Source organism: Mesorhizobium sp., assembly GCF_004962925.1.
GTDB lineage: Bacteria > Pseudomonadota > Alphaproteobacteria > Rhizobiales > Rhizobiaceae > Mesorhizobium.
Genome location: NZ_SUEO01000197.1, coordinates 1 through 11,905 on the forward strand (window position 1 = coordinate 1; position 11,905 = coordinate 11,905).

Consider the following 11,905-nt stretch of genomic DNA (forward strand, 5'->3'; position numbering starts at 1 on the left):
GTCCTGGCATGTATTTGACCAACGCTGACTTCCCTTAGGAAGCGTTGTCAGTGGAACCGAATCGCCATGATTTCCACCTTGGCTCTGGATCGGCCAGACGACTTCAAAGCAGGCCGTGGCCGACTCTAACACGCCTGGGAAATGGGAGGCCGGCGAGTCTCCACTTGCGAGTGCATCGATGATCTCTTCACCGCTCACAAAATATAAGAAGATGACCCGCATGACGTCAAATTGCGTTTTTAGATCAGGGATATCTTGGTCTTAGATGGCTGTCCTGGGGATATGCAGCAAAAGTAGTTTGGTCGCCACTCGGGACGCAGGACGCGCTCTCACGGCTTTTCAACGATTCGAATGGCCAATGTTGGTGGTGATGCATCCCGGATTAGATAGGTCGTCTCTCACCGACTGGCGTCCGGCAATTGCGCCTTTGCCGCAGCCGAGCGCGGACGGTCACTTGCCGCCTACCCCCGAACTGAGCAGGACGACGACGCCAAGATCGCGCCAATGGACGCTCGCATGCTCTGTGCCGCGGAGTTGCCTGAGATGTATCCGTAGGGTTTCGCCAGGACGGCTTGGGGTGAGCGGGCTGAGCGAAGGCCTGTGCAACGCGTTCCGTCCAAGCCATTTCGACAGCGTGGCAACAGCGGTGACAAAGCTGTTCTCCAGACGGGCGCCGGATCTGGCCTTGTTCGGCGAGAAGGATTTCCAGCAGCTGCATGTTGTTCGCCGGCTCGACCGCGATCTCGACATCCCAAATCGATACCGCCTGTCGGTGTGTGAAGTGGCGCAGGATCGTGGTGTCTACTTCCGACGCGAGCAAACCACCATTCTGGAGTGAGAAGGATCAAACACGAAACCATCAAACAGCGGCTTGTTCCTCCTCCAGGCAGCCACCCGATACATAATACAAACCTCAGGGGCCAGAGCCTCCTTTAAATCAGGTCGCCCGTTGTCTCTTCGCTGACGACATCAGGCATTGATATTATTTCATGCAAAGACCCCACTCTTTGTCTGGCGCTGGTGAGACTACTGGTCTTATTCACCGCTGCACAGGCCGCACTTGACCGCCTCGGGCTCAGGAAATGGCAACGAACCAAGCTCGTACAATAACGCAGCGCCTGTGCGAATCCCGCTGTAGAAGCAACTGAGTGTTAGATTCTCATTCGGCGCATGGTTTGCCTCGTCGTGGTTCGCGTAAGGCGTGTCGAAAGCAGGAATGCCGAGGATCTTGGTGAATACATAGTTAGGGAGAGTGCCGAAGCCTGCGGGGACCAGCAAAGGCTCCTCCCCTTGCGCGGCGACGAAAGCACGGCGAAGCGGCGCAGTGAAAGGGGAGGTCATGGGTGTTTTCGAGGGGTACATGCTCCCTTGTGCTATGAATTCCACTTCGGGCGCGTGTTTTTCCACATGGGCGGCCACCTTGCGGAGGATGTCCGCGGGGTCCTGTGCTTCCACGAGCCGTATGTCGCATTTTACGAAGGCTTCGTTGGGCAGGACGCTCTTGATACCAGGCCCGCCATAGCCGCCATGGAAGCCATTGATCGTCAGCGTCGGGCGGAAGCACAGGCGCTCGTAGAAGGGCCGTTCCGCCGGCGCGTCGAGTCTCGCAAGATCGAGACCACGCTTCACAGCCTCGACATCAAGAGGTAATCGCTTGACCGCGATCAACTCCTCCTCTGCCGGTGGCTCGATTTCATCGTCGAAACCGTCAATGGTGATTTCACCGTCGGCATTCTTCATGGTGCCGAGCAGATGCACCAACGTCCAGATCGGGTTGGGCACAACGCCGCCAAAGTTACCGGAATGCAAGTCGCCGTTAGCGTGGCGGCAGCGCAGTTCAAAAGACACCTCCCCGCGCGAACCGAACTTGATCACAGGTGCGCCGCTCGCATGACGCGGACCATCGGCGGTGACGGCCAGATCAGCTTTAAGCGCGTCCTTGTTGGCACGCACGAAATCGGCAATGTGCGGGCTGCCGATCTCTTCTTCGCCTTCCAGCAGCAGGATGACGTTGCAGGGCAGCGCGCCATGCACCTTGAGGTGGGACTCGATTGCCAGGATCTGTGCGAAATGCTGGCCCTTGTTGTCTCCCACACCGCGTGCGTAAAGGCGCCCGTCACGAATGGTCGGCTCGAAGGGCGGCGAGAGCCATTTGTCGATCGGGTCAGCCGGCTGCACGTCGTAATGGCCGTAGAGCAAAACGGTCGGCTTACCCGCAGCCTTCTCCCAGCGCGCGACCACCATCGGGTGTCCTTCGGTCGACACCAGCCTGGTCTCGAGCCCTATCCCGGTGAGCATCTCGACCAGCAGCGCGCCGACTTCGGCGATGCCGACATTCTCGGCGCTGATGCTCGGGTGTCGAACGTAATCGATCAGGCGATCGAGGAAGGGGGTGCGGTTCGTCTCGATATGCTGTAAAACGGCGTTCAACGGATCAGAAGAAGTCATAACCTTGCCTATAAGAAAGAGGAGATTTCAGAGGTACAGGGTGTTCTCAACTGGCAGGCCGCTGCTGCAAGCAAGCCAACGATCATTCAGGTGACACGTGTTCATTCGCCCAGGTCCAACTTCCTTCAGTGGTAGCCGCTCGGATTTGCAGCGAGCAGAAGGCGCACGGGCACCTGGATCGACAGGCCGGCTAGCGCGCGCCTCCCAAGCCGCGGCATCTCGAAAGGCCGACGACAACTCCCACCGGCGCAAGGGAACAGCCCGATGCAGCCCCCGGGCTTGGTTTCGGTCAGATTGAGATGGTGGCGCGGATCGCAGACCATGTCGCCGACTTCGCTGGAGCACGTGACGGGCGATCTGGCCACCCCGGCGCCACATCTGTGCCTCATGCTTTCTGGCGGCGCCAACCGGCCACTCCAAAGCTGCTTCCGCCAGTCATAGACTTGGCAGCTCGTCACATCGTATTTGCGCGTAAAGTCCGCAACGAGCATGCCGGGCACAAAGCTCCTCCTCCACGATCCCCTCAAGCCGCCAATCGGCCTGCGAACCCGCGCAATTTCAGCGAGCTAGGACAGTCTGATGACTCCAACGTTGTTCTCGATGGCAATCACGGTCCCAAATGGCTTCGAGAGCTTCTGCAGACGCTCCAGAATGGATTTTGCTTGTGGCGGAGGGGCGAGCCGCGGGACACCCCGGTTGGCAAACCTCTTCAAGTAACCGAGCTCAATGGGATAAAGCCGCAATTCAGCAAGCTTGTTCCGCTCAAAGCGGCTGACGGTGACAATGCTTTCATAGAACACCTTGTCGTCAAATCCTTTTGCCTCCTCCGCGACGGTCACCTCGGCATCTGTGTCGACCCGTGGGTCCTTACCGTAAGCGGCGAACATGTCAGCCCCTACAGGCGTCCGGTGGTCATCATAAAGGAAATTGGCCAGGCTATAAAATATGGGCCGGCCCCTATAGATCTCGATGCCGCGCAACTTGTGGGGTCCGTGTCCGACATATGCGTCCGCTCCCGCATCAATCAGTCGATGCGCAAACGATTGCTCGTAATCAGGAGTCTCCTCGCTCCAATTCCCGGGCTGGTGACAGTGATTCGTGACGATGCAGAAGTCGGAGAACTGCTTGCCCCGACGAACGTTCCGAAGAATGTCGGCGACGTCGCGAGGATCGGCTTCGTAGCTGTAACCGGCCTGTCCGCCCGCTTTGAACGTCATTCCAGCGACCACCACGCGGTTTGGATCGTTAGGGTCCTCGGGCCGTTCCGCCGTGGCCCCGGAGACTGCAGGTGGAGCTGATCGATTGCCTGGGCGGGAGTCGGGCAATGCATCGCGTATCTGCCTCAAGCTCTCGAGCTTTTCGGGCGGGACGACGACGCTTCGCGCCAAACGAAGAGCGTTGAGCCCAGGTCTGCCGGGGGCCTCGCCGGCGGGATCGCCCGCCCGGGACATAGGCGTGAACGATGAAGCAAGCGACACCAACGCCACTCGACCGCGCGCGGTTTCCAAAAAGCGAGCGGCGCCGGCTTGTGCGAGATTCTCGCCCACCCCTGCATGGATGATCCCGCTCTGATCGAGCACTTGGCTCGTCTCGCGCATGCCTTCAAGTCCCCAGTCAAGCGTATGGTTGTTCGCTCGACTGACGATGTTGAATCCCATCGCCTTCAAATCAGGTCCGATCTCGGGCAGGCTGACGTGAAACGCACCGCCGTACTCAGCCTGCGGACTTCCCTGGAAGGATCGGATATCGAAGATGTTCATTTCCATGTTGCCAAACGTGACATCGGAGTCATGGAGGACCTTGACGATGTCGCCGAAGCCGGGATGTTGACCTCTGGTCAGCGGCCGCGACACGATAAGGTCGCCAACCGCTGCCATTGTGAAGCCGTCCGCGACGTTCGTTTCAATCGAACCGACTGTATCATAGCTGCTCGCTTGAGCCGAATGACCGTTGTTCTCGTGTGAATGCTTTTCCATACGGTTCTCCATAGGCCGAATCTTTGCTTTTAAATCTGTCCGTCTCATCTCTTCTTCTCGCCGTGCTCCACGGGATGTTCGGCATTCGTGTCAGCGGTACGAACGAGATCTGCGATCAGGTAAAATGATCTATGGCTATCCCACAAGAATGAACGAAGAGATGGCTCTCGAATGCAGGTACATTTCCGACGTTCGCATTCTATGGCCACTTAGCGCTTTCTTTTGGGAGAGGATTAGCCGCCGAGCCGTTGGCGTCAAATTCCGTTTGTTTATTCCGGACATCTGGTAACGAGATGGGCCGAAGCCGGTGACACCGTCCACGTCAAGTTTTTTCGGCCGTTTCTGTTCTGGATACGGCGATGGTCTTGCCCGACCCGCTGGGGCCGAGCAGTGACACGAATTCGCCGGGCAACACTTCAAGACTGACGTCGTCGACGGCGACCGCGCTGCCGTACCGTTTTCCGCTGCCGCGGAGCGTGATGCCGCCCGTCTTTACGACAGCAGTGTCGTGTATGGCTTTCAGCATTCCAGCTCCCGCGAGTAATCTGAGACAATCTCCGCGCCGGCCTCGGTGACGAGCACTGTGGCGCTGAAGCCTACGCTGACGTTCGGCTCGGGGAATAGCACCGGCACGATATGGAATACCATGCCCGGTTGCAGGACGCGGGGATCTCCGTCCTTTAGGTCCATGACCCATCCTTCACCCCAGCCCGGGCAGATGCCAACGCCCACGGAGTAGCCGGTTCTATTGAGGAAGGCATGGCGAGACCTGCGCGAGCCACAGTGCCACGACACGCGGCGTCGACCTCGCCGCTTGTTACGTCCGGCCTCATGGCCGCGATCGCCGCGTCGAGCGCGGCTTTTGAAGTGTCGGCTGCCCGACGGACGCTGTCGCTCGGTTTTCCCATGCACCAGGTTCCGCATCAAGGCTGCACTGTAGCGCTTCCGCGATCGCCGAGATGTTTGCGCCAGGCACAAGCGTTTCCGCCACAAGCCGAGCCTTCGCCTCCTCCGACCATTGGCGCCGGGCCCGAAGGGGACGGACAAGATGTTCGATCACATGACAGTTTCTATCATCAGGCATAGGCGTGCTTGCAGAAGTTTCCATCATCAGCTCCAAACAGAACGCCGATGAATCGCAAAGAACCCGATCCTACGTGGGTTCCCTTGCCGCTTACCGTCCTCCGCGAACCCCACTACGTCACCCGTTGCGACGATCTGGAGTGATCGGCGCCGCCGCGCGGAACAGCGGCTGACCTACCACGATTTCGGGAAAGGTGCCTCGACGCATCGCTTACCCAGGATCTAGCCTGCCAACGAGATCGCATTGCCCATCGTCCTCACGGGAACGATCCGGATCACCCTTTCGGGCGAACCACCGTGTTTTCTCGTAACCGGTGTTTAGACTAGCCCCCACGTTGCCCTGTCTGCCGTGATCTGTGATCGGCTTTCCATGGACGAGCGAAGGGAGTTTCTCCATGGAGACTACGTTGGAGGTTCTCACGACCGGGAAGGCCGGGCGTGAGGGGCATCGCCATTGGCCGGACGAGGTGAAGGCTAGGATCGTGTCGGAGAGTCTGCGGCCGGGCGTGACGGTGAATGAGGTTGCTGAGCGCTATGGACTGAAGCCGAACCACCTGTCGTCGTGGCGCACGATGGCGCGGCACGGCAAGTTGGTCCTTCCTGCGCCCGAGGATGCGGTTGAGTCGCCCGAACTCACGCAGCATCGTGGCCACGATCGCCAGAAGCGGCTCGGCTATCGCCATGACAACCGTATCTGCGCCAGTCAGTTCGCGCACGCGATCGGCTAAGGCCTGCTCGGCTTGGCGTCCCAAGCTTGATGCCGGCCTCCCGCAGAATCGATCTGACTACGCTCTCGATCGTCCGCATTTCATTAAGGACCGTGCGTCGTGCGACGAGGAGGAAACCCCAGAGCCGACACTGCGGACTCTTCACATGCTCCCGGTCGTCACATTTGCCCTGTGTTCATGAGACCTTTCGTGTAGCCCTGCCTCCGAAGAACACGTACGGCGGGCCGTCGTCCAGCGAATGGAAGGTGACCGGCTGCCATGTCGTAGAATCCGGCTCTCGTACGAGGTACAGCCCCTCGTGAATCGGGACGAGGTCGTACTCCTGGACGCTCTCAGGAACCCCGATGTCCGAGAGGTCCTGTGTTTTGCGCATCCGAGCGCCGCGCCGCTCCGACCAGACCTCGATGCTGACCCCGTGGCTGCGGTAGGTGCCCACGTACGGGGTGACGTCGATCTCGACGGGAGTATCCGGCGCCTTGCGTGGTTGGGGCATCTCGACGCCGGCCAGATCGCCAAGCACTTCCCCAATGAGGTCCCGATATAGGTCACGGCTGTACCCGCTGTTGGTTAGCAGGACGACCGCCATGTTCTTGTTTGGTACGAGGCGCAGGTAGGCCCTCTGTCCCCACGTGTAGCCGTCCTGCCCGATGAGATCCGCGCTAAGCGAGTGAAACCGCTGCCAGCCGAGGCCCTGGCCGTCGAAATCGAGGTAGGGGCTGGGCGGCGCCACCTGGTGCTCCTGCATCGCCGCGACCGTCTCGGCCCCCAGCACTCGCGTCCCGTCGCTGGCGACTCCTCCGGCCAGGTGCATCCGCGCGAACCTCAGGACGTCCCCGACGCTCGAAACGATGCCGCCACCTGGGCTGTGGGAACGGAACATCACGGGTGGAGCCAGCTTCGCTAAGTCATCGGCGCCACGGACGTGACCAAGCGCAAGCGTGTGCGCAAGCGCCTCCTCTGCCAGTGTCACGGTGTGAGTGAGGCCGAGCGGGCTAAACACCAGATCCTTAAGAGCGGTGTCCCAGGCCTGTCCGCTGACGCGCTCAACCACCCGGGCGGCGACGTTGATGCCCGCGTTGCAGTACGACCAGGTGGCACCGACCGGAGGGAGATCCGCCAAGGCCGCGACGAAGCGCTTCAAACAGTCGTCGCCGAGACCGAACCCGCGGAAGAAGTCGCCCTCGATCCCGCTGGTATGGGTGAGCAGGTGACGCACCGTAACCTGCCGTGTTGCGTCCGCGTCGGCGAGCTGAAACTCGGGCAAATAGATCGCCGCCGGTGTGTCGAGATCGAGCTTACCCGCATCGACGAGGGCCATGACCACCGTCGCGGCCCACACCTTTGAGATGGAGCCGATCTCAAACAGGGTGTCGGTTCTGATCTCGACACCAGTGTCGACACTCGTCGCCCCATAGGCGACTTCAAGGGTGTCATCGCCCAGCGCGATACCCAAGGCCGCGCCCGGAACCTCGTACTTCGATGCTATCTCGGCGAGGCGTTGCTGCCAGTCGCCATCTAGCAGGCTGGTGGTCATCAGTATTCTCCTCTTGTTTTCTGTCTCAATGAAGTTGCGTTAATCGGAATGTCATCAATCACCGACAAGCGCGTCGCAGCCTTCTGGGATAAGGTTCAGGTCCGCCCACCGAGCCGCATTATTGCGGCGAGCCGGGCCGCAGTTTGATGACTCCAATATCGTTCCCGATGAGGATCTCGGTTCCGAATGGTTCCGAGAGCGTTTGTAAGCGCTCGAGAATGGCCTTTGCCAGCGGCCCGGTGACCAGTCGCGGTATACCCAGGTTGGCAAATCTTTTCGAACGCCCTAGCTCGACGGGATAGAGTCGTAATTCAGCAAGCTGGTTCTGTTCAAAGCGACAGACCAAACTTTTATTGAAAGCGAGCAGCACCGTCAGCGGCGTCGCCGGAAGCAGACCAGGACCCAGACGTATTGGGCTGCTGGTTTTTCCGGAGTTCTCGATGATGGCGCTGGCCTCGGCGAGCGAGCCTCTCCGTGCAGCCAACAGGCTTTCTGGACAACCCCTCTACGAGTGGCATGTGCTGTCATCCGGCGGGGCTCCCATCAGCTCAAGCAGCGGTCTTGAGCTACAGACCGTCTCGATCGACGACGCACCCGCGATCGACCGGCTGTTCGTCATCGCAAGCATGCAAATCGAGAAGCTGCATGATGTCCGAGTGGATCGCTTCCTCCGACGATTGGCCGTCGCTGGTAGGCCGCTCGGCGCGCTCAGCACGGGAACCTTTGTGCTCGCCCGCGCCGGGCTGCTAGCTGGCTATCGGTGCACATTGCATTGGGAGTTGCTGCGGCAGTTCGGGGAGGAGTTCCCGTTAATCGAGGTCTGCCGAGAGCTCTATGTGCGTGATCGCAACCGTTGGACATGCGCTGGCGGCACTGCGGCGATCGACCTGATGCTTGATCAGATATCCAGTGATTACAGTGGGCAGCTTGCTGCGGATATTGCTGAGCAGTTCCTGCACAGCCGCATCCGTCGACCGCAGGAGCATCAGCGTATTGCCATCCAATGGCGCTACGGTGTGAACGACGCTCGTCTCACGGCGGCGATCGCTTGCATGGAGCAGAACCTCGAAGATCTCGTCCCCATCGAAGACATCGCCCAGCGTTCCAACCTATCGCAGCGACAGCTCGAGCGTTTGTGGCACCAGCACTTCAGCATGACTCCGCAGCGCTTTTACCTCGCCGTACGCCTGAACGAGGCCCATCGGCTGCTCAAGGAGAGCACCGAGTCCATTGCCTCGATCGCGCTGCGCTGCGGCTTTGTCTCCGCCTCGCATCTTGGCAGCGCGTACCGCAGGCCTTCGGCCATAGCCCTGGCGAAGAACGGCGAACATCGGTGTCAAGCGAAGTGAGGATTTGAGGGGGGGTCAGTTTCTCAATTCGGCCGACAATCGGACAGTCGGTAGTGCTCAAACGGATGTCGCTAGGTACTTTGGCGCGAGATTCCAGCAGACCGTGCGAAAACTCGTCAGTTGACGGCAAGCCAGCCACAGCTCTTCCTATCCGATCCTGAAACGGTAGATCTTCTCGCCATCGGGCTCGATACGTTCCGGTTCCTGCGTTCCTGCGCTGGGAGTCATCGGCCAAGCGCCATGAACATTTGATAAGGATCCCCGCAGCTTAGCCGGCGTGATAGATTTAATCATGGCACATCTTTCAGGCCACTGGCCGACCGGGCTACGATGCGCATTTCGCTGATTGTGAGCAGCCATTTTGCGGATTTCACTAAATTGGGACAGCCGTTTCAGTAAATCGCGGACAAGCTGGAGTGCACCCCTCGACTGAGACAAATAAATAGGGGACAGTTTCTGGATTGCAGGAACTGGAAATGGTTGGAAGAAAGCCGAGATTTAGCGAACAAGAGAAACTCTCCATGCTTTTGCGGATGCAAAACGGGGAGAACGTCAGCCGATTAGCTGATGAACTGGGTATTCACCGCCAACGCTTATATGCCTGGCGTGAGCAGCTGCGGACGTGTGGCAATCTAATGCCGAGCCGACCGGGGCTCCCAAAGAAGCGGCCTCCCGAGGCACCGCCAGATCGGCAAGCCTTGGCGGCAGGTTTTGCACTGTCGGCTGAACAGCGTCGGGCCGATGCATTGGCGAAAGCCCGCCGCCGCATTGTCGAACTTGAACGCAAGATTGGGCAGCAACAGGTTGAACTTGATTTTTTTCAAGAAGCCTTGCGGCATGTCAGGGGCAATCAACAGCAGAAAGACGCACCTGGCGGTGCAGCGTCTTCGAGGTCATTCAAAAAATGACAGCCCATGTGCCGCAAGGCTCTCCAGGAATTGAACAGATGTGCCGTCTCGCCGGCGTCAGCAGGGCTGGATACTACCGGCACTGGCGGCAGTCGGCGCCGCGGCAGGAAGAAACTGGTCTGCGAGATGTCATTCAAAGGCTGGCCTTGGCCAACCGGCACTATGGCTATCGCCGGATCGGCGCCCTTCTTGGCCGGGAGGGTTGGCAGGTAAACCACAAACGTGTGTTGCGGGTAATGGGGGAGGATAATCTCTTATGCTTGCGCACTCGGCCATTTGTGCCGCGCACTACAGATTCCCGGCACAGCTGGCGGGTGGTGCCGAACCTTGCCCGAGGCATGGAACTGACAGGCGTCAACCAGCTTTGGGTCGCCGACATCACGTATTTGCACCTTGCCGAGCAGTTCGCCTATCTGGCGGTTGTGCTCGATGCATTCAGTCGCAAGGTCATCGGATGGGCGCTCGAACTCCACTTGCGGGCCAGCCTTGCTGTCGATGCCCTAAAAATGGCGATCTCCGCACGTGTTCCGGTTCCCGGCAGTTTGATCCATCATTCCGACAGGGGCATTCAATACGCTTGCACCAGCTATTCTGATATCCTCCATGGGCATGGGATCCAGCCGAGCATGAGCCGGGTGGGGAACCCTTATGATAACGCACGCGCGGAAAGCTTCATGAAAACCTTGAAGCAGGAAGAAGTCGCAGGATTGGCCTATCGCGATGCACCCGATGCGCGGCGACGTATCGCGAGCTTCATTGAAGATGTCTACAATCGGCAACGACTGCATTCAGCACTCGACTATCTCACCCCAGAGGAATACGAAAAGACCTTGTCGACACCGTCGGAAAATGCCGCATTTGAACTCACGAGCAGGGAATTGTCTCGCAATTTCTCTGTCTCACGATAGGGGTGCACTCCAAGCTGTCCGCGACTTACTGAAATCGGTGTCCGGGACTTACTGAAACACGCATCTTTTTCGAACGGCGCTTACAGCTTGGTGCGTCCCGTCGGGAAGTCAGCCGCAACAGTTCCGATGCGTTGCTGCCCATAAGGCTGCATGCCAATCAACGGTTCCAAAGCTCACAGCGCGCTTCAGCAGAAAAGCAGCCCTCGTTTGGGATCCAAGGGGCTGCCGGAATGGTGAAGCCGACCTGTGATCGGAGCAGTTGGTTGATCAGATGTTCAATGATGTCAAATCTGAACCGTTAAGGCGCTTTCACTGCAAGGTGCGTTCTCAGACCCCTCATCGGGGGACGAAACAGCAGTAGGAGGAATCGAATAGCTACAACTATCGTCATCAAAAAAGACGAAACCGCACGCTGACACATGTGCGCTCGAATGCTCGCTGGAAAAATCATTGACAGCCTCATTTATCCATAACCAGAGTCGTTTAAGAAAATTTTGCAATATTGACTCTCCAAGCCCTGCCGGCGGGGAGGTGCACCGACAGGGCCCGCCGCCAAGCCCGCTTCCAATGATAAAATAGGCCCACTCTGTGCGCAGGGGGCGGCGAGTCATCACCGGAATTTACGCTTGAATTCCGCTTCGTGACTGACGGCCGACATCTGTGGCATGGGCGCAAGATGAATCCACCGGCGTGAGCCAGGTACCGCGCACGCATTGGCAGCGTTCTCATTGGCTGCGTCTGACCTACATCTCCCCGCCTTCGCCAAGCAGGATCATCTCGGCCGCATCAGCCAGCACTTGGCATCCGAGCACCAAGTCAGCATCCTCTGTATTTTCGGTCCAATGGTGGCTAACACCGCCGATGCTTGGCACGAACAGCATAGCAGCCCTCAGCTTGCGAGCCACAACCTGAGCGTCGTGACCAGCGCCGCTTGGCATTCTCACCCAGGCGCCGGGTGCATGGCGTGCGGC

10 protein-coding genes and 4 pseudogenes are annotated in these 11,905 nt (G+C 59.1%); 5 read left to right on the top strand and 9 right to left on the bottom strand.

The genetic code is table 11. The annotated features are described in order from the left end of the window. Window positions 1-222 (bottom strand): hypothetical protein (locus tag E5W87_RS28095; RefSeq protein WP_292404943.1); only part of this gene is annotated, 222 nt, incomplete at its 3' end. 231 nt (window positions 223-453) lie between these two features. Between E5W87_RS28095 and E5W87_RS28100 the strand changes: the two are divergent. Continuing rightward, window positions 454-754: pseudogene (locus E5W87_RS28100) on the top strand (pantoate--beta-alanine ligase); the annotation flags it as partial. 281 nt (window positions 755-1,035) lie between these two features. On the opposite strand, the gene E5W87_RS28105 reads toward E5W87_RS28100, so the two are convergent. The 4 genes and pseudogenes from E5W87_RS28105 to E5W87_RS28120 form a co-directional block, all read right to left on the bottom strand. Then, entirely contained in the window at window positions 1,036-2,448 is a 1,413-nt protein-coding gene (locus tag E5W87_RS28105) for a M20/M25/M40 family metallo-hydrolase (RefSeq protein ID WP_292404945.1), read from the bottom strand. Window positions 2,449-3,014: 566 nt separating this feature from the next. Next, window positions 3,015-4,424 carry a CapA family protein gene (locus E5W87_RS28110; RefSeq protein WP_292404948.1) on the bottom strand — a complete coding sequence of 470 codons (1,410 nt, stop codon included), beginning with the start codon at window positions 4,422-4,424 and terminating at the stop codon, window positions 3,015-3,017. Between the two features lie 349 nt (window positions 4,425-4,773). Then, window positions 4,774-4,950 (bottom strand): annotated as a pseudogene (locus tag E5W87_RS28115) (ABC transporter ATP-binding protein); the annotation flags it as partial. Beyond that, window positions 4,944-5,332 (bottom strand): annotated as a pseudogene (locus tag E5W87_RS28120) (M24 family metallopeptidase). The pseudogenes E5W87_RS28120 and E5W87_RS28115, both read right to left, overlap by 7 nt. A gap of 570 nt (window positions 5,333-5,902) precedes the next feature. On the opposite strand from E5W87_RS28120, the gene E5W87_RS28130 reads away from it, so the two are divergent. After that, window positions 5,903-6,235, top strand: a complete 333-nt coding sequence (locus E5W87_RS28130; protein WP_292404954.1) for a transposase — start codon at window positions 5,903-5,905, stop codon at window positions 6,233-6,235. Here E5W87_RS28130 and E5W87_RS28135 read toward each other — a convergent pair. From E5W87_RS28135 to E5W87_RS28145, 3 genes and pseudogenes are all read right to left on the bottom strand, one after another. After that, a pseudogene (locus tag E5W87_RS28135) lies at window positions 6,146-6,383 on the bottom strand (IS110 family transposase); the annotation flags it as partial. The gene E5W87_RS28130 and the pseudogene E5W87_RS28135 overlap by 90 nt on opposite strands. A gap of 27 nt (window positions 6,384-6,410) precedes the next feature. Beyond that, window positions 6,411-7,769, bottom strand: a complete 1,359-nt coding sequence (locus E5W87_RS28140) for a serine hydrolase (protein ID WP_292404957.1) — start codon at window positions 7,767-7,769, stop codon at window positions 6,411-6,413. Between the two features lie 118 nt (window positions 7,770-7,887). Then, window positions 7,888-8,253 (bottom strand): hypothetical protein, encoded by a 366-nt coding sequence (locus E5W87_RS28145; RefSeq protein ID WP_367118886.1) that lies wholly within the window; start codon window positions 8,251-8,253, stop codon window positions 7,888-7,890. Here E5W87_RS28145 and E5W87_RS28150 point away from each other — a divergent pair. From E5W87_RS28150 to E5W87_RS28160, 3 genes are all read left to right on the top strand, one after another. Further along, on the top strand, window positions 8,210-9,118 hold the full coding sequence (locus E5W87_RS28150) for a GlxA family transcriptional regulator (protein ID WP_292404960.1): 909 nt from the start codon (window positions 8,210-8,212) through the stop codon (window positions 9,116-9,118). The genes E5W87_RS28145 and E5W87_RS28150 overlap by 44 nt on opposite strands. A gap of 461 nt (window positions 9,119-9,579) precedes the next feature. Next, window positions 9,580-10,026: a transposase gene (locus E5W87_RS28155; RefSeq protein WP_292404963.1), complete on the top strand. Its 447-nt coding sequence runs from the start codon at window positions 9,580-9,582 to the stop codon at window positions 10,024-10,026. Then, window positions 10,023-10,934, top strand: coding sequence for an IS3 family transposase (locus E5W87_RS28160; protein WP_292404965.1), 912 nt, complete (start codon window positions 10,023-10,025; stop codon window positions 10,932-10,934). Before E5W87_RS28155 ends, E5W87_RS28160 begins: the two co-directional genes overlap by 4 nt. Window positions 10,935-11,677: 743 nt before the next feature. Here the strand turns inward: E5W87_RS28160 and E5W87_RS28165 are convergent. Beyond that, a partial coding sequence (locus E5W87_RS28165) for a M20/M25/M40 family metallo-hydrolase (RefSeq protein ID WP_292404968.1) occupies window positions 11,678-11,905 on the bottom strand: 228 nt, incomplete at its 5' end.